Genomic DNA, 18,092 nt, shown 5'->3' on the forward strand with positions numbered 1-18,092 from the left:
GTTAAAACTCCCAGTTAAACTGTCCGTAGATCAATCGCGGTTGTTCAGTAATTTCAACAAACACTCCTGAGAACAGGTCGCCCTGGCGAATACCGGTCTGCTCGTTGGTCAGATTTTCGCCGATAATTTTGAAGCTCCAACCCTGGACCGGGTTGGAAAACCCGACGCTGGCCTTATAGCGTTCAAAACCCTCCTGCACCTTGCGCTCATCCAGGTCGAGGTCGAGAAACTGTTCGCTGATTTGCTCCACTGTTGCGCTCATATTGAATAGCACGTCGCTGCTGAAAACCGGTAGCGAAACGATCGCGGTAAGGGTGTTGTTCCACTCCGGCGCAAAGGGGAAGGATTTACCCGAGGCGTCGCCACAGTTTGGCTCGCTGCTGCGATCCGGCGGACATTCGTTGTCGACAAATTCTATGTACTCGGTTTCGTTAAAACCGAGGGTGCCTATCAAGGTCAACCAACTATTGGGCAACCAAGTAAAGTCGCCCTCTACCCCTTGGGAGCGGGCGTCGGCGGCATTCTTCACCAGGGTTACCCCAATACCGATATTGGTACGTTCGGGGTCGCGACTTAACACCTGAAAATCTTCAACATCCATGCGGAACAGTGACACATTGGCCTTCAGGGTATTGTCCAGCCACGTTGTCTTCGCATTCAAACTCCATTCTGTGGTGTACTCGGGTTTGAAGGTCAGCTCGTCTTCAACATTGCGGAATGCAAAGGCGTTAAAACCGCCGCCCTTCACCCCCTCTGCCCGGTGGATAAAGAAACTGAGGTTGTCGGCAGGCTGCCAATTCAGTGACACCTTGTGTTGAAACTGTTCGTCGCGCTGGCTGCGTTCTGCCTCGAATTCATCCAGGCCAGCCTGGGGTAAAATGACGGCGGGCTGGGGCTGATTGTAAAATTGTTTCCAGTCAGCCTCCTTGGTTTCCACCCCTTGGCGCATGCCCAGCTGGAAGGTCCAGTCCTGGGCAAAATGCCATTTGAATTCGGCGAAGGCGGCAATGGATTCCGCAGATTGATTGAAGTTCTGAGTCACGTCTTCGACGTAATCTCCCTCTCCGGTGTTTGGCAGCATCGACAACAAGAGCCCCGCTTCGGCCGAATCGCTACCGCCAGCGGCCGAGGTCAGCCCCAGGAAAGCCGGCATATCGAAGATAAATCGAAAGTAGCTGTCGTTGATTTCCCGCTTCTGCCAGAACACACCCGCCACAAAATCTGTGCGCCCAAGGTCGCTGCCAAAGAGCTGGTTTAAACCAAAGAAGCCGTCGAGGTCCGGAGAAATAATGCGAAATTCCGCTGTCGTTGTGGGTGAACTGTCGCCCCCCAAACCAAAGATGGCCGGTGCCGGCGTAAAGTCGGTATCCAGTGCCAATTCCTGTTCAAGTAATGAATGCCCGCCGACGAGCACCCATCCCCATTCACCCATATTGCCTGACAGTTCCGCAGTAAGGGTTTCAATATGCACACTGCGTCCGTCCCTATCATCTAACGAGGCAATATAGTTTCCTTTTTCAAAGTCGACATTGGGGTCATAGGTGCGCAAAAAGCCCTTAACTTCTTCATTGGCGCGGATGATTTCAAAGCCCGTACCAATATCGGTGAGGTTCACTTCTTCCCAACTGATTTTCAGTTGGGTGCCAAACAAATCGGGGGCCATTATTTTAAAGCGGTAGCCATCGCGATCATGGCCACGAAAGTTGGTTTGTGCCTTGGCAATGGTTTCGTCACTGGTATTTTCGACAAATCCGTCACGCTTGTCGTCAAAGCCCGCCAGACGAAAACGCAGTGCATCGTTTGGCAGCGCCATACTTATCGATGCCTCATAACGTTCCCGTTCAAACTCCCCACCCTGCACCGACAGCGCGGCTTCAAATTCTTCGCCAGGATCCTGGGTCATAATATGAATCAGGCCCGCAGTGGTGTTTTTACCGAAGGTTGTTCCCTGAGGGCCACGCAGCACCTCGATTCGTTTCAAATCGAAGGTTGCCGCCAGGAAATAAGGAATACGCGTATAGGGCACACCGTCCACGGCAAAACCCAGCGGCGGCTCAAATGCCTTGTTGTTGTTATTAAAGGTAAACCCGCGCGCCCGGGGAGCGGCAAAGAAGCCTGCCTGCTCTACCTGAACATTTGGTACATAGAGCAGCGCTTCACGAAGATCCGTTACTCCCTGTTCAGTCATGAATTTAGCGTCCATCACCGACATTGAAATAGGCACATCCTGAATCGCCTCGTCGCGCTTTTGGGCGCTGACGATAACCTCTTCGATAACCCGCTTCTGCTGAGGGTTTTTCGGCGAGTCCGCATGAGCAAGAGGCGCGGTTACCGCCGCTGCTATCAACAAGCGCGAACATATCTTCGGGTGTACGGGTAGTCCCGGCATAGTGCTTCTCCTGAACGCCGACTGGGCTGAGAGGCACCAGGGGTTCGCATTATTGTTATAAATTAATTCATTCAACGGTGAATTAAATGCAAGTATCTGTCGCCACTGCCGTCGCTGTCAAGTGCTACAATAATTAACCTCTTGGTGGGCGACCCTACTTCACCACCGGTATTACGCACAACGAGCCAAAACATGAGCGACATCAAAAAAGCCAGTAGACCAGGTCGCCCGAAGGGCCAGCAATCGGAAGCCCGACAAAAACGTATTCTTGATATGGCAGAAAAGCTGTTTGCCGAAAACGGCTTTCACGCGGTAACCCTGCGCCAGGTGGCCGCGGCTGCGAAGGTGGACACCGCGCTGCTCCACTACTACTTCAAACACAAGCGGGGCTTGTTCGACACCGTCTTCCAGCGGCGCAGCGCCGAGCTCAATGCAGACCGTATGGCCGCGCTGGACGCCTATGAAAGCTCCACGACATCACCAACAGTTCACGGCGCTATCGCAGCGTTTATCCAACCACTAAAGGACAAGGCCGATTCCGGGGATTCGGGATGGCGGTCTTTTTTTGCGATTGTCGCCATGATTAATAACACCCCTGAAATCGGCGGCGAAATCATGTCGGAGAACTTCGACCCGGTAGTGCACCGCCTGCTGGCAGTAATTCGTCGGGTATTGCCCGAGGCTCGCGATGAAAAACTCTTCTGGGCCTATCACTGCCTGTCCGGGGGACTCACCCTGATTATGTCCCAAAGCGGGCGACTGGACCGACTATCTGATCAGCGCTGCCTGTCTTCCGACATGAGCACCGCCTTTGATGAACTGGTGGACTTCTCCGCCGCGGGTTTTATCGCGACCTGCTCCAAGACCTGTTAACCAGCGATTAGAACTGTCACAGCTTCTGTTTATAACTTGACAGTTATAGCTCATCTCTATAAATTTTATTCATTCATCGTTGAATAAATAAAATAGCGAGGTCGCGATGCACTATGCACAACACGATGTTCCTGTAGACGGCGGCACTTTGCGTGTCGGTATATGGGGCCAGAGTGGCCCGGTTGTACTGTGCTCCCATGGACTCAGCGCCAATCATCTCTCCTATCAGTGGTTGGCACGGGAACTGGGCGACGACTATCGTATCGTTGCGCCGGATCACCGTGGCCGTGGTTTCAGCGACACTATTGTCGGCCCTTGGGGAATGTCGGCCCATGCCGACGATGTGGCTCGTTGCCTGGATTATTTCGAATTGCCGACGGTTCCGATTATGGTCGGTCATTCGATGGGCGCCTTTATTTCTGCAGTTACCCATCACCGCCACCCCTCTCGTATTGAGCAATTGCTGTTTATCGACGGCGGCCTGCCCCTTGCTGATGAGCTGCCCAGCGGGATCTCGCCGGAAGCCTTGATCACCGCAATCGTCGGGCCGGCCATGGAGCGACTGGATAAGGAATTTGCCAGTGAGGAGGCCTTTCTGGATTTTTGGCGTGCTCACCCCGCCCTTGCCAACGACTGGTGCCCGGAGCTGGAAAACTATCTGCGCTATGAACTACGGGGACAAGCCCCCGCTATTCGTTCCTGTGTTCGCAAAGAAGCGATACTCGGCGATACCGAATCCCAGCTGATGACCGATGATATTCCCAACGCCATTCGTGACTTGCGTATACCGCTGGAGTTTCTGTATGCACCAAAGGGATTATTGAATCAGGAGCCCTTGTACAGCCGCGAGCGTATGGCCGAGATGCAAACCCGCCTACCTCAAATGGATATCGTCGATGTCGAAGGTGTTAATCACTACACCATTCTTTTGTCAGCGCGTGGAGCCAAGGCCATAGCCGAGCGCGTCCGGCAGTTGTTGGACTGAGGCAAGGCAGTGAGAAGTTGGCACTCACTATCAACGATACTCCTTTTTGCTTCGCTTTTAGCTTGCGGCAATGACTCCCCGGCTCCGACAAGCGGCAACACAACCAGCGACGAACAGCGCATAGAAAACCCCAAGCGGGACGGGCCCAATGCCTTGCATAGAGAGCCCCCTGGCCCTGCACAACGCAATTTTCCCGAGGATTTCCCCACACTTTTCGATTGGGAGTGGGGCTTTGAATTAGGTGGCTTTGGTGGCGTACAACGACGCGCCCAGCTCCAGCGAATGCCAGTGATTTTTGTTCACGGCAATACCACCGATCACGGCGACTGGTATGTGGTACGCGATGATTTTCGACGGGGTGGCTGGTCCGACCAAGAGCTTTGGGCCTTGTCATACAACGGTGTGGGCAGTAACAGCGGTAGCAGTCCTCTGCGCAGCCAGCCCGAAGCCAGTGCCGAGCGGGAAAGCTCCGGTGGCGACGGGCAATCCCGATCCACCAACAACGATCTGAATGTAGTCGACCTGGTGCGATTTATCCAAGCCGTACAGGACTATACCGGTTCCGCCTGCTTTTCTCTGGTTGGCCACTCCCTCGGAGTCACTCTTGCCCGCAAGGCACTTCATAGCTACCCGGAACTAAAACCCCATGTTGTCGCTTTTGTTGGGATAGCCGGTGCAAATCACGGCACCAGTCTTTGTCCCCCAGGCTCGGAAACTTCGGTGATAAGCTGTGACGAAATCGCCCGAGGTACTGCCTGGCTCGAAGAACTTAATGGAGAAGACGGCACTTTGGAAACCTATGGCAATACCGCTTGGCTTACCATTTACGATGGCAGCGGCGTTGGCGATGTTGCCTTTGCCGGTGACTACGGCCCCTCTCCGCAGCTGTCGGGTGCCGACAATCGGGAGTTTCCTGGTGTCGATCACAATGGCCTGCGCATTGCGGAGGATATTGTCGCCGAATATCAACTTTTTATCGAACAAGCCGGGGCTGCTGTGGGCGGCCCCAACACCCCACAATGTGCAATGTGATAACAAAAGGACCTGTATGAATCTTAAAGACAAACGCATAGCGATAACCGGCGCCGCGCGGGGGCTCGGTCTCGCCATTGCTAAAGGACTCGGCGCGAAGGGCGCCTATCCTCTATTAATTGATTTAAGCCTCGATGACCTGGAGCACGCACGCTCCGAACTGGCGGCAATGGATATCGCTGCGGGCATCTATCCCGCGAATGTTGCCGACGAAAAGCAGGTGGATGAGCTGTTTGCTAACATCCTCGCGGATCATGGCTGCTTACACGGACTGGTGAATAATGCAGGTATTTTGCGTGATGGTCTGTTGTTGAAAGTAAAAGACGGCGAAATTATCGACCGAATGAGTCTCGCCCAATGGCAGGCGGTAATCGATGTTAATTTGACCGGCGTCTTTCTCTGCGGACGGGCCGCGGCAGAGCAAATGCTGCGCAGTCAGTCAGAAGGTTTGATTCTAAATATTTCCAGTATTTCCAAAGCAGGCAACCGAGGGCAGAGTAATTACTCCGCCGCCAAAGCGGGTGTCGCCGCGCTTACGGTGACCTGGGCCGGTGAGCTGGCACGCTATGGCATTCGCTGTGCGGGCATCGCACCGGGATTTATCAGCACTGATATGGTGGCCAGTATGAAGCCAGAGGCGCTTGAAAAAATGGCCAGCGGCATTCCCCTCAAGCGCCTGGGAAAGGTCGAGGAAATCGCTCACACCGCTGTGTATTTATTTGAAAACGATTACTACAACGGGCGGACACTGGAACTGGATGGCGGATTGCGTATTTAAATCCGGTAAACAGTAATCCTCTCTCCTGAAATGCAAAAAGGCAGCCTAGGCTGCCTTTTTGCATTTCACATTACTGCGAAAACTTATTTGCTCATCGCCTTGCGGATTTGCTGCAAGGTACGCAGTTGAGCTGAAGCAGCTGCCAACTGAGCCGCCGCGCGCGAGTAATCTACATCGGCACTTTGGTTCATCATGGCTTGCTGAGCCTGCTTTTGTGCTTCCAGAGCTGCGGCTTCATCGAGGTCGCCTGCACGCAATGCGGTATCAGCAAGAATGCTGATCACATTGGGCTGGACTTCCAGAAAGCCACCAGACACGTAGTACACCTGCTCTTCACCGCTGTCGAGAACGACTCGAACCGGGCCCGGCTCAAGGGATGTCAGCAATGGCGCGTGACCGTAGGTCACACCCAGGTCACCCTGGACTCCATTGGCAACGACCAGCTTGGCACGACCGGAAAAGATCTCGGCTTCAGCGCTAACGATGTCGCAATGTATTGTCATAGCCATAATCTAGCCTCTCAGGCTGATGAAGCTCTCTTGCGAGAGCTTACAGTTTGGACGCTTTCTCAATCGCTTCGTCGATAGTGCCGACCATGTAGAACGCCTGCTCTGGCAGGTGGTCGTAGTCACCATTCAGAATGCCTTTAAAGCCAGTGATGGTGTCTTTCAGTGACACGTATTTACCAGGGCTACCGGTAAAGATCTCTGCAACGTGGAAAGGCTGTGACAGGAAGCGTTCGATTTTACGCGCGCGCTCTACCGTCATTTTGTCCTCTTCGGACAGCTCGTCCATACCCAGGATGGCGATGATGTCTTTCAGCTCTTTGTAACGCTGAAGTACAGTCTGAACGCCACGGGCCACTTCATAGTGCTCAGCACCAACGATCAGCGGATCCAGCTGACGTGAGGTTGAGTCCAGTGGGTCTACCGCTGGGTAAATACCTTTTGCTGCAATGTCACGGCTCAGTACAACAGTCGAGTCGAGGTGAGCAAAGGTGGTTGCTGGCGAGGGGTCAGTCAAGTCATCCGCCGGTACGTATACCGCCTGGATAGAAGTGATAGAACCGGTCTTGGTTGAGGTGATACGTTCCTGCAGAACACCCATCTCTTCCGCCAGTGTTGGCTGGTAACCTACCGCAGAAGGCATACGACCCAGCAGTGCAGATACTTCAGTACCGGCCAGGGTGTAACGGTAGATGTTATCAACGAACAGCAGTACGTCACGACCTTCGTCACGGAATTTCTCAGCCATGGTCAGACCAGTCAGTGCAACGCGCAGACGGTTACCCGGTGGCTCGTTCATCTGGCCGTAAACCATTGCTACTTTGGATTTGCTGAAGTCTTCGACGTTTACAACGCCGGCTTCCTGCATTTCGTGGTAGAAGTCGTTACCCTCACGAGTACGCTCACCTACCCCGGCGAATACAGACAAACCACTGTGCTCGGTTGCGATGTTGTTGATCAGTTCCATCATGTTTACGGTTTTACCAACACCGGCACCACCGAACAGACCAACTTTACCACCCTTGGCGAACGGACAAACAAGGTCGATAACCTTGATGCCTGTTTCCAGCAGGTCGGAAGACGCTGCCAGTTCTTCATACTTGGGTGCAGCGCGGTGAATTTCCATGCGCTCTTTTTCGCCGATAGGACCACATTCGTCGATGGGGTTACCCAGTACGTCCATGATCCGACCCAGGGTTTCGATACCCACGGGCACTTTGATTTTTTCTTTGGTGTTACTAACGTCCAGTCCACGACGCAGGCCTTCAGAAGAACCCAGCGCGATTGCGCGAACTACGCCATCACCCAATTGCTGTTGTACTTCCAGGGTCAGACCGCTGTCAGTAACTGTCAGTGCATCATAAACCTGTGGCACGGCATCGCGCGGAAACTCCACGTCGATAACGGCGCCGATGACTTGTACGATACGTCCGCTACTCATGTTAGGTTCCTCTTAAAAACCTTAAAAATTCAAAATTCCTTTCGGGCCGTCTTATGACGACACCGCCGCCGCGCCGCCAACAATTTCCGACAGCTCTTGGGTAATCGCTGCCTGACGCGCTTTGTTGTAAACCAGTTGCAGTCCGTCGATGATATCGCCAGCATTATCGGTGGCGCTCTTCATCGCGATCATCCGCGCTGCCTGTTCACAGGCCCCGTTTTCAACAACTGTCTGGTAAACCTGTGACTCGACATAGCGGGTCAGCAGTCCTTCCAACAGCTCTTCAGGGCTGGGCTCGTAAATATAGTCCCAGTGATGTTTCAGGCTGTCGTCCTGTTCTGCTTCCAGCGGCAACATTTGGCGAACAAAGGGCGTCTGGGTCATGGTGTTGATAAACTCGTTACCCACCAGATACAGACGATCAATATTGCCTTGGCTGTAGGCGTCCAGCATGGTCTTCACGCTGCCGATCAAATCGGCAACACTGGGCGCTTCGCCCATATCGCGAACGGAAGCAACAATATTGCCGCCGAAGCTATTGAAGAAACCCGCTGCCTTGCCGCCGATCAAACACAGATCAACGTCAACACCTTTGTCAGACCACTCTTTCATGGCTTTGATGGCTTTCTTGAACAGGTTAGTGTTCAAGCCGCCACACAGGCCGCGATCTGTGGAAACAATAACAAAACCGACGCGCTTGACTTCCCGCTCTTCCATATAATGGTGGCGGTATTCCGGATTGGCATTGGCGATATGCCCAACCACTGCGCGCATGCGCTGCGCGTAGGGCTTACCCACTTCCATGCGCTCTTGAGCTTTACGCATTTTACTTGCAGCCACCATTTCCATGGCGCTGGTAATTTTCTGCGTGCTCTTGATGCTGGATATTTGGGTGCGTATTTCTTTTGCACCTGCCATAGATATATCCTCAAGCAGTAAAGCGCTCTTGATCCCCTGGGGGAGAGCGCCTTATCCGTCTTACCAAGTCTGAGTTGACTTGAACTTTTCGACCAGTTCCTTGAACTTGCCTTCCAGCTCGTCATTCCAGTTGCCGGTGTCGTTGATCTGCTTCATCACGTCGCTGTACTCAGCGTGCGCGAAGGAAATAATCGCAGATTCAAAGTCCAGCACCTTGGCGACTTCGATGTCTTTCAGGTGGCCTTCGTTCGCGCAGTACAGTGACAGTGCCATTTCGGCAATGCTCATTGGGCTGTACTGTTTCTGTTTCATCAGCTCGGTAACGCGCTCACCCTGCTCCAGCTGGGCTTTAGTCGCCTCATCCAGGTCAGAGGCAAACTGCGAGAACGCTGCCAATTCGCGATACTGGGCCAGAGCGGTACGAATACCACCGGACAGTTTCTTGATAACTTTAGTCTGGGCTGCACCACCAACACGAGATACCGAGATACCGGCGTTCATCGCAGGACGAATACCGGCGTTGAACATGTCAGTCTCAAGGAAGATCTGACCATCGGTGATCGAGATAACGTTGGTCGGTACGAAGGCCGATACGTCACCTGCCTGGGTTTCGATAACAGGCAGAGCGGTCAATGAACCGGTTTTGCCTTTAACTGCACCGTTGGTGAATTTCTCAACGTAGGCTTCAGATACCCGTGCAGCACGCTCCAACAGACGAGAGTGGAGGTAGAATACGTCACCAGGATAGGCTTCACGGCCCGGTGGACGACGCAGCAGCAGAGAGATCTGACGGTAGGCCCAGGCCTGCTTGGTCAGGTCATCATAGATGATCAGCGCGTCTTCACCGCGGTCGCGGTAGTATTCACCGATAGTACAGCCGGTGAAGGGAGCAATAAACTGCATGGACGCAGGATCAGAAGCTGTCGCGGCAACAACAATGGTGTGCTCCATTGCGCCGTGCTCTTCCAGTTTGCGCACAACGGCAGCGATAGAAGAAGCTTTCTGACCAACCGCGACGTAGACACACTTAATGCCTGAGTCTTTCTGGTTGATGATGGCGTCAACAGCGATCGCTGTTTTACCGATCTGACGGTCACCGATCAGCAGCTCACGCTGGCCACGACCGATGGGTACCATGGCATCTACCGCTTTCAAACCAAGCTGTACTGGCTGGTCAACCGACTTACGCCAGATTACGCCAGGAGCAACTTTTTCAATTGCGTCGGTTTCTTTGGCGTCGATAGGACCTTTACCGTCGATGGGGTTACCCAGTGCGTCGATAACGCGACCTTGCAGTTCCGGACCAACAGGAACTTCAAGGATACGGCCTGTACATTTACAGGTCTGGCCTTCGGCGATGTCAAAGTAGTCACCCAGGACTACCGCACCGACAGAATCGCGCTCAAGGTTAAGGGCCATACCGAAGTGGCCACCCTCGAATTCGATCATTTCACCGTACATAACATCGGTCAGGCCGTTGATACGTACGATACCGTCTGATACCGAGACGATAGTGCCCTCATTCTGGGCTTGGGCAGTGACATCCAGTTTTTCGATGCGCTGCTTGATAATATCGCTAATCTCGGAGGGATTCAGTTGCTGCATGCTCTGTTCCTCAATCCTATTCTCTAAACGCTCAGGAATGTAATGCTTCAGCGAGTTTCGCTAAGCGACCGCGCACCGAGCTGTCGATTACCAAGTCTCCCGTGCGAACCACAATGCCACCAATCAGGCTGCGGTCTTCACGGCTGTGTACTTTAACTTGGCGTTCCAGTTTCTTTGTTAATGCGTCTGCAAGACGTTGCTCGGATTCTGAGTCCAGCGGGAAGGCTGTAATCAGTTCGACATCCACCGTTTTTTCCTGGATGGCTTTTTGCGCTTCAAACAATTCGCTGACCACTGGCAACAAAGCCAAGCGCTTGTTTTCTGCGAGAATCCTGATGAAATTTTGAACGCCGGCGTTCAATTCATCACCACAGACATCAATAAATGCCTGGGCCTGCTGCTCGGTGGTCAAAGACGGCGACGCCAGCAATTTGCCGACGTTTTCGCTGTTGGCAACTGCAGCCGCAGTCGCCAACATTTTTGACCATTCAGCGAGTGCCGACGATGCCAGGGCGTATTCGAACGCCGCCTTGGCATAGGGTCTAGCCATCGTGCTCAATTCAGCCATGTCAACCTCGCTTACAGGCTCGCGGCCAGCTTGTCGACCATGTCTTTATGAACAGACTCATCGATGGATGCTTCAAGCACTTTTTCAGCTCCAGCCAGCGCCAGCATTGCAACCTGTGAACGCAGCACTTCTTTCGCGCGGTTCACTTCCTGCTCTACTTCCGCTTCAGCCGCAGCTTTCAGGCGCTCGCCCTCAGCTCGTGCAGATTCTTTCGCTTCATCAATAATTTGATTGGAGCGTTTGTTAGCAGCATCGATGATGGCTGCCGCTTCCGCTTTGGCTTCGCGAAGCTGCTTTGCAGCTTTTTCCTGAGCAAGCTCAAGATCGCGACCAGCGCGGTCTGCGGCGTCAAGACCGTCAGCAATCTGCTTTTCACGCTCTTCCATCATGCCGCGAATGGCGCTCCACACAAAGGCGTGGCAGAACCATACGAAGAACAAGAAGGCGATCGATTGTCCAATCAGTGTGAGATTTATATTCACGCCGATACCTCTGCTATGTCATTTGCTGAACGTGTCGTTTCCGTTGGTGTTTGCAATTAAGCAGGCAGACCAGGAACAACAACGAACAGTACGTACATAGCGATACCAACACCGATCATTGGAACGGCGTCAAGCAGACCGGCGATGAGGAACATTTTGCCTTGCAGCATTGGCGCCAGCTCAGGCTGACGAGCAGAACCTTCAAGCAGTTTACCGCCCAGCAGTGCGAAACCAATCGCAGTACCCAGTGCGCCAAAACCGATCATCAATGAAACAGCAATCAGAGCCAAACCCATGGTAGTTCTCCTAGATCTAATTTAAGTTAAGTTAAAAAAAGTAGTTGTGTGAACTCTATTAGTGGAACTGGTCTTCTTCTTCAATCTGGTGAGCCGACGCCATATAAACGATGGTCAACACCATGAAGACGAAAGCTTGCAAGCAGATTACGAGGATGTGGAATACTGCCCACGCCCACTGCAACACACCCGCAAACAGTCCCAAAATCAATCCCGCTCCAAACATGGTAGCAATAAGAATAAAGATCATCTCACCGGCGTACATGTTGCCGAACAGTCGCAGGCCAAGTGAAATTGGCTTGGAGATCCAGGAGATCGCCTCAAGTGCGAAGTTGATCGGAATCAGCAACAGGTTCACATACCACTTGGGGCTGTGGAACGGGTGCAGCGTCAATTCTTTAACAAAGCCCATAAAGCCTTTTTTGGCAATGGTGAAATAGACCATTAAACCGAAAACCGTGAAACCCATACCCAGTGTTACGTTGGGATCGGTGGTGGGTACCACTTTAAAGAAGAAGTGCGGATCGCCAGTGGCCCAGGCCATAAATGCCGGAATCCAGTCTACGGGAACCAGGTCCATCGTATTCATCAGCACGATCCACATGAAGATGGTCAGTGCCATGGGGGCAATCATTGCATTTTTGTGGTGGAAACCGTCCTTCACCGACTGGTCGATAAAGGCAATAATCATTTCAATCGCGTTTTGCGCACCGCGGGGTACACCGCTATGGGCGCGCTTGGCAATGCGTGCGAAAACCAGAACAAACAGAAAACCGAGGCCAATTGACCACAGCATGGAATCTACGTGGATGGCCATAAAGCCCATGTCCGACGCTTCCTGACCTGAGTGAGCCAGGGTCCAGGTGGCCTGATCCAACACTTCCACGACTTTACCATCGCTATCGAGGCGTTCGTATCCGGCAGGAAGTTTGCCGTAAGTCAGGTTGGTAAGATGGTGCTGGATATATCCAACGGTAGACTGCGATTCAGCTGCCATGTGTCACTCTCGTATGTGTTTACGCATTGACCTAGTTAGAGGCTTTCCGCTGTCGCCGCGAAAAATAAGCGAGCATTACAGCGTTCATCAGCATAACCATCAGATATGCCGAAAATAAGACAAACACGTTCAGCGGCTTGACCAGTGCGAAGCTGAATCCAAACAGCCCCAGCGTCGCAATAAACTTCCCCGACTCCCCTACGTAAAATGACCGAGCCACTTCGCGCGCGTAAGCCGCACCAGAGAATCTGAACACCTGGCGCGCAAAATACGCATTGGGTACGACGGAAATCAACCCGCCCATCAGCAGGGAATACGCGGCAACCCTGTCGATTGGAAATGTTATGCCGCTTGCCACCACCAGCACGCCTAACTGCAGGCCGTATATTGTCATCAGGGGTGGACGAATTGAGTCGAGCGCCGATTTCGGCTTGCTCCTGATCGCTTTTTTCACCCTTGACGCCTGCCGCTGCGATGCATTGTGTGCTTGTCTAAAAAGCGGGGCGAATTATAGGTTGTCACTGGCTAAGGATCAACCGATTTCATCTAACTGATACCAAAGTCGGTATTTTGAACAGTTTGCAATTCGTTAATGTTTTCAGGAATTTAGCCCGGTAAAACTGCGATTTCTTCAGCTTCCATACCAGATAGAGTAGTCGCCGGTATTTGTACCCACCAGATAAGCTATTTTATGTGGCTTAAAATTCCTTCCAGCTCGTCGAGACTCGAGTAGGAGATCGTCACCTTACCACGGCCCTTGGCCCCATGCTGAATATTTACCGGCGAGCCAACTTTTTCCGACAGCGTCTCCTGCAGCCGCTTGATGTCGGGGTCCTGGCGTCGAACCGGGTGCTCGCTTTTGCTGTCGTCGAGCATCTTGCGCACCAGGGCTTCAGTCTGGCGTACCGACAGCCCGCGACTGACAACCGTGTCGGCGGCCGCTGATTGCTCTTCGGCAGGCAGTCCCAGCAGTGCGCGACCGTGGCCCATCTCGATATCGCCATTTTCCAGTAGCTTTTGCACCTCTTCACGCAGCCCGGTCAAGCGCAACAGGTTGGTAATCGTGGTTCTGGATTTACCCACCAGTCCGGCGATTTCAGCGTGGGTAAGCTCGAATTCCTTCTGTAAGCGCACCAGCGCCATCGCCTCCTCCATGGGATTGAGGTCTTCGCGCTGGAGGTTTTCGATCAGTGCCATCGCCGCCGCGGCTTCGTCCGGCACCTCGCGGATCAACGCCGGCACCGCCTCCAGCCCGGCCAGCTGGCTGGCCCGCCAGCGGCGCTCACCGGCAATAATCTCGTAGCGATTTTCGGCCACCGCCCGCACCACAATGGGCTGCATAATGCCCTGTGAACGAATGGATTCCGCCAGTTCTTCGAGACCTTCCGCCGGCATTTCCCGACGCGGCTGATATTTGCCCCGCTGCAGGAATTCAATCGGCAGATTGCGCAGCTGGCCATCCAACGATGGCGCATCGGCTGCGGTTTGCGCCGCTGATTTGTCGCCAACATCAACGGGGCTTCGGGGTTCAGCAATAGCGACGGGTTCAGCACTCGCACCCAACAGGGCGTCAAGACCGCGGCCTAATCCTCGTTTCTTAACCATGTAGTGGCTCAGCCTGTTTATTGTTCTTGGGGTCTATGCCCACCTGGCCCTTCTTGCCGGCGCGGCGGAGAATCTCGCCGGCAAGCGCGAGGTAGGCCAGCGCCCCCTTGGATTGCTTGTCGTAGTACAGCACCGGCAGGCCGTGGCTTGGCGCCTCGGCAAGGCGGACATTGCGTGGAATCACCGTGCTGTAGAGGTCGTCGCCGAAATGGCGGCGCAAATCATCGGTAACCTGATTGGTCAAACTGTTGCGACCGTCGAACATGGTGCGCAGGATGCCCTCGATTTTTAATTCGGGGTTAATCAGTTGTTTAACTCGATTGATGGTGTTCAACAGCGCGCTCAAACCCTCCAGAGCGTAGTATTCACACTGCATCGGAATTACCACACCGTGGGCCGCTGCCAGAGCGTTGACGGTAAGCATGTTCAATGACGGCGGGCAGTCGATCAGAATATATTCGTAGTCGTCAATTACCTGGGCCAGCGCCTCGCGCAGGCGAAATTCGCGGCCTATCTCGTTAAGCAGCTCGACTTCGGCAGCGGTGAGGTCCTGGTTTGCCGGAAGTACCATAAATCCGCTTTCCGGGGCTTCAACAACCGTATCGCTGACCGCACGGCTGTTCACCAGCACGTCGTAGATGCTGTGTTCCACAGCATTTTTGTTTACTCCGCAACCCATGGTGGCATTGCCCTGGGGGTCGAGGTCAACCAACAACACTCGACGCTTGGTCGCCGCCAGGGATGCGGCGAGATTCACGCTGGTGGTGGTTTTGCCGACACCGCCTTTTTGATTGGTGATTGCGTATATGGTGGCCACAGCCGGGTTCCTAGTTATCGCGCGCAGAAGGTTCACTGGCGGAGCGTCGCGAAATCAGCAGCAGATGCCGAGCTTCGTTCACACCGGGAACTGAAAGAGAGAAACACTCGTCGACGATAAAGTGTTTTGGCAGTTGACTCAACTCCTCAGTGGGGTATTGGCCCTTCATCGCGAACAGTTTGCCCCCTTCAGCAAGCAAATGCTCGCAGCCATTGGCCATATCGGCCAGGGAGGCAAAGGCCCTCGAGGTAATGGCGTCAAAGCCCCGTGGATCCTGCAGTTTTTCAACCCGACAGCAGTGCACCTCAAGATTTTTCAAGCCTAACTGCTGACGCGCTTCAATCAGAAACCGGGTTTTTTTGCCATTGCTGTCCAGCAGCTCGAAATGGCGTTCGGGGTAGAGTATTGCTAAGGGTATACCGGGCAAACCGGGACCGGTGCCAACATCCAGCACCCGCTGACCCGTGAGCAAATTAGCGACACTCAGGCTGTCCAGCAGGTGGCGGCTGAGCATGTCCTGGGGGTCGCGAACGGCGGTGAGGTTGTAGGCCCGGTTCCACTTGTGCAGCAATTCCAGATAGCGCAGCAGCGAGGCGCTCTGCTCGGTGCTTAATTCAACGCCCAGTTGCCTAGCGCCACTCGTCAGCGCCTGTTCAAGATTGGTCACTCAGGCAGACTTCCTTTCCAGCAGGCCGCGTTTTTTCAGCGTTATCAGCAACAGTGACACCGCCGCCGGGGTCACACCGGGAATACGCGACGCCTGAGCCAGAGTCTGAGGCCGTGTGTCACTCAGCTTCTGCTTGATTTCATTGGACAGGCCCTCGATCACCGAGTAGTCGAAATCCACCGGCAACGCCGTGTTTTCGTGGCGACGCAGGCGCTCGATCTCGTCCTTCTGCCGCTCGATGTACCCGGCATACTTCACGCTGATTTCCAGTTGTTCAGCAACGGCCGGGTCGATGGTTTCGCCGTTTTCAATCACCGCTGCCACATCGGCATAGCCCAGTTCCGGGCGCTTCATCAGCTCCAGCAGGTTGTATTCATGGCTCAAAGGCTTGTCGATTTTTGCCGATAAGGTCTCTGCGGCCGCAGACCCGGCCTGCACCCAGGTACTGGCCAGACGCTGCCGCTCACGGGTGATGGCTTCCTGCTTTTCGCAGAACACTTGCCAACGCTGATCATCGACCAAACCCAATTCGCGCCCTTTTTCGGTCAGGCGCTGATCGGCATTGTCTTCGCGCAGCAGCAGGCGGTACTCCGCACGAGAGGTAAACATGCGATAGGGCTCTTTGGTGCCCATGGTTATCAGGTCATCGACCAGCACACCGATGTAGGCCTCGTCGCGGCGAGGGCACCAAGCCTCCCGCTCTTGTGCCAGCAGTGCGGCATTGGCACCGGCCAGTAGTCCCTGGGCCGCGGCTTCTTCGTAACCGGTAGTGCCATTGATCTGACCCGCGAAGAACAGGCCGTGGATAAACTTGGTTTCCAGGGAGCTTTTCAGATCACGAGGCTCGAAAAAATCGTATTCGATTGCGTATCCCGGCCTTGTCATATGGGCGTTTTCAAAGCCTTTGATCGAGCGAACCAGCTCCAGCTGCACATCGAAGGGCAGGCTGGTGGAAATACCATTGGGGTAGAGCTCGTGGGTATTCAATCCCTCGGGCTCGATAAAGACCTGATGGGATATCTTGTCCGCGAAGCGGTGCACCTTGTCCTCAATGGACGGACAGTAGCGGGGGCCAATACCTTCGATAACGCCGGTATACATTGGTGATCGGTCCAGCCCTCCACGGATAATCTCGTGGCTGCGCTCATTGGTGTGGGTAATCCAGCAGCAGACCTGTTCAGGGTGCATGTCCCGATTGCCCAAATAGGACATCACCGGGGCCGGGCTGTCGCCCCACTGTTGCTCAAGGCCGGAAAAATCGACGGTTTTGGCATCGATCCGTGGAGGTGTACCGGTTTTCAGGCGGTCTACCCGGAACGGCAGTTCCCGCAACCGATGTGCCAGCGCGATGGACGGTTGATCCCCGGCACGGCCACCACTGTGGTTGTCCAGACCAATATGTATCTTGCCGCCAAGGAATGTTCCAGCGGTAAGTACTACCGTTCGGCTGCGGAATTTCAGGCCGATATTGGTCACTACCCCTTTGACGGTGTCACCTTCGACAATCAAATCGTCTACAGCTTGCTGAAATATGGCCAGATTCGGCTGGTTTTCCAAGGTTTCACGGATGGCCGCTTTGTACAGCACCCGATCAGCCTGCGCTCGCGTTGCTCTCACGGCAGGGCCTTTACGGGCATTGAGTACTCGAAACTGGATGCCGCCTTTGTCTGTTGCCAGCGCCATTGCGCCGCCGAGTGCATCGACCTCTTTCACCAAATGGCTTTTACCAATGCCGCCAATGGCGGGGTTACATGACATCTGACCAAGGGTTTCGATGTTATGGGTCAACAAAAGCGTGGCAGAGCCCATTCGAGCGGCTGCCAAAGCGGCTTCGGTTCCGGCGTGACCGCCACCGATAACAATGACATCAAAACGTTCCGGGTAATCCACGGTGCACCTGACGAGTAAATGAGCTGGGGGCGAAATTATACGGGCTTGAAAATTCGCTGCAATGAATTGGTGAATTTTTAATCAATTCTTTTTTTGTTAAGAATTAAGTCTTTAAGAAGTATAGATATTTTATATGTTGATAAATCTATGTTTTTTTATTCTTAATGCTGTTACTACTGGAGTCCATTTTTGTTGATAACTTATTTAATGTATTGATTTTAAAGTATAAATTGAATGTATAAC

Annotated in this window: 18 protein-coding genes; 4 read left to right on the top strand and 14 right to left on the bottom strand. The window is 53.6% G+C overall.

From position 1 onward, the window contains the following. Nucleotide 1 precedes the first annotated feature (1 nt). Nucleotides 2-2,389 carry a TonB-dependent receptor gene (locus HCU74_RS12740; protein WP_168450794.1) on the bottom strand — a complete coding sequence of 796 codons (2,388 nt, stop codon included), beginning with the start codon at nucleotides 2,387-2,389 and terminating at the stop codon, nucleotides 2-4. Nucleotides 2,390-2,581: 192 nt separating this feature from the next. Between HCU74_RS12740 and HCU74_RS12745 the strand changes: the two genes are divergently transcribed. The 4 genes from HCU74_RS12745 (at nucleotide 2,582) to HCU74_RS12760 (ending at nucleotide 6,057) form a co-directional block, all read left to right on the top strand. Next, on the top strand, nucleotides 2,582-3,262 hold the full coding sequence (locus HCU74_RS12745) for a TetR/AcrR family transcriptional regulator (RefSeq protein WP_168450795.1): 681 nt from the start codon (nucleotides 2,582-2,584) through the stop codon (nucleotides 3,260-3,262). 106 nt (nucleotides 3,263-3,368) lie between these two features. Then, complete coding sequence (locus HCU74_RS12750; RefSeq protein ID WP_168450796.1) at nucleotides 3,369-4,247, top strand: alpha/beta fold hydrolase; 879 nt, start codon at nucleotides 3,369-3,371, stop codon at nucleotides 4,245-4,247. A 9-nt stretch (nucleotides 4,248-4,256) separates the two neighbouring features. After that, on the top strand, nucleotides 4,257-5,279 hold the full coding sequence (locus HCU74_RS12755; RefSeq protein ID WP_168450797.1) for an alpha/beta fold hydrolase: 1,023 nt from the start codon (nucleotides 4,257-4,259) through the stop codon (nucleotides 5,277-5,279). A gap of 16 nt (nucleotides 5,280-5,295) precedes the next feature. Further along, entirely contained in the window at nucleotides 5,296-6,057 is a 762-nt protein-coding gene (locus HCU74_RS12760; RefSeq protein ID WP_168450798.1) for an SDR family oxidoreductase, read from the top strand. Nucleotides 6,058-6,140: 83 nt separating this feature from the next. Here the strand turns inward: HCU74_RS12760 and HCU74_RS12765 are convergent, their stop codons facing one another. The 13 genes from HCU74_RS12765 to mnmG all read right to left on the bottom strand — a co-directional run bounded on the left by HCU74_RS12765 (nucleotide 6,141) and on the right by mnmG (nucleotide 17,849). Beyond that, nucleotides 6,141-6,566 (bottom strand): F0F1 ATP synthase subunit epsilon, encoded by a 426-nt coding sequence (locus HCU74_RS12765; protein WP_168450799.1) that lies wholly within the window; start codon nucleotides 6,564-6,566, stop codon nucleotides 6,141-6,143. Between the two features lie 40 nt (nucleotides 6,567-6,606). Further along, the gene (gene atpD, locus HCU74_RS12770) at nucleotides 6,607-8,004 is read right to left on the bottom strand and encodes a F0F1 ATP synthase subunit beta (protein ID WP_168450800.1); all 1,398 of its coding nucleotides are present in this window, start codon (nucleotides 8,002-8,004) and stop codon (nucleotides 6,607-6,609) included. 51 nt (nucleotides 8,005-8,055) lie between these two features. Next, nucleotides 8,056-8,922 carry a F0F1 ATP synthase subunit gamma gene (atpG, locus tag HCU74_RS12775; protein ID WP_168450801.1) on the bottom strand — a complete coding sequence of 289 codons (867 nt, stop codon included), beginning with the start codon at nucleotides 8,920-8,922 and terminating at the stop codon, nucleotides 8,056-8,058. Between the two features lie 60 nt (nucleotides 8,923-8,982). Next, nucleotides 8,983-10,527 carry a F0F1 ATP synthase subunit alpha gene (gene atpA, locus HCU74_RS12780; RefSeq protein WP_168450802.1) on the bottom strand — a complete coding sequence of 515 codons (1,545 nt, stop codon included), beginning with the start codon at nucleotides 10,525-10,527 and terminating at the stop codon, nucleotides 8,983-8,985. A gap of 31 nt (nucleotides 10,528-10,558) precedes the next feature. Beyond that, nucleotides 10,559-11,095, bottom strand: a complete 537-nt coding sequence (locus HCU74_RS12785; protein ID WP_168450803.1) for a F0F1 ATP synthase subunit delta — start codon at nucleotides 11,093-11,095, stop codon at nucleotides 10,559-10,561. Nucleotides 11,096-11,106: 11 nt separating this feature from the next. Continuing rightward, nucleotides 11,107-11,577: a F0F1 ATP synthase subunit B gene (locus HCU74_RS12790; RefSeq protein WP_168450804.1), complete on the bottom strand. Its 471-nt coding sequence runs from the start codon at nucleotides 11,575-11,577 to the stop codon at nucleotides 11,107-11,109. A 56-nt stretch (nucleotides 11,578-11,633) separates the two neighbouring features. After that, nucleotides 11,634-11,873 carry a F0F1 ATP synthase subunit C gene (atpE, locus tag HCU74_RS12795; protein WP_022958922.1) on the bottom strand — a complete coding sequence of 80 codons (240 nt, stop codon included), beginning with the start codon at nucleotides 11,871-11,873 and terminating at the stop codon, nucleotides 11,634-11,636. Nucleotides 11,874-11,931: 58 nt separating this feature from the next. Beyond that, nucleotides 11,932-12,870: a F0F1 ATP synthase subunit A gene (atpB, locus tag HCU74_RS12800; protein ID WP_168450805.1), complete on the bottom strand. Its 939-nt coding sequence runs from the start codon at nucleotides 12,868-12,870 to the stop codon at nucleotides 11,932-11,934. A 31-nt stretch (nucleotides 12,871-12,901) separates the two neighbouring features. Continuing rightward, nucleotides 12,902-13,324 (bottom strand): ATP synthase subunit I, encoded by a 423-nt coding sequence (locus HCU74_RS12805; protein ID WP_210425265.1) that lies wholly within the window; start codon nucleotides 13,322-13,324, stop codon nucleotides 12,902-12,904. Nucleotides 13,325-13,554: 230 nt separating this feature from the next. Next, complete coding sequence (locus HCU74_RS12810) at nucleotides 13,555-14,475, bottom strand: ParB/RepB/Spo0J family partition protein (RefSeq protein WP_168450806.1); 921 nt, start codon at nucleotides 14,473-14,475, stop codon at nucleotides 13,555-13,557. Continuing rightward, nucleotides 14,468-15,292 carry an AAA family ATPase gene (locus HCU74_RS12815; protein WP_168450807.1) on the bottom strand — a complete coding sequence of 275 codons (825 nt, stop codon included), beginning with the start codon at nucleotides 15,290-15,292 and terminating at the stop codon, nucleotides 14,468-14,470. Before HCU74_RS12815 ends, HCU74_RS12810 begins: the two co-directional genes overlap by 8 nt. Nucleotides 15,293-15,302: 10 nt before the next feature. Beyond that, the gene (gene rsmG / locus HCU74_RS12820) at nucleotides 15,303-15,959 is read right to left on the bottom strand and encodes a 16S rRNA (guanine(527)-N(7))-methyltransferase RsmG (protein ID WP_168450808.1); all 657 of its coding nucleotides are present in this window, start codon (nucleotides 15,957-15,959) and stop codon (nucleotides 15,303-15,305) included. Then, the gene (gene mnmG / locus HCU74_RS12825; RefSeq protein WP_168450809.1) at nucleotides 15,960-17,849 is read right to left on the bottom strand and encodes a tRNA uridine-5-carboxymethylaminomethyl(34) synthesis enzyme MnmG; all 1,890 of its coding nucleotides are present in this window, start codon (nucleotides 17,847-17,849) and stop codon (nucleotides 15,960-15,962) included. It lies immediately after the preceding gene. Nucleotides 17,850-18,092 lie beyond the last annotated feature (243 nt).

The organism is Spongiibacter thalassae (assembly GCF_012272835.1).
GTDB lineage: Bacteria > Pseudomonadota > Gammaproteobacteria > Pseudomonadales > Spongiibacteraceae > Spongiibacter > Spongiibacter thalassae.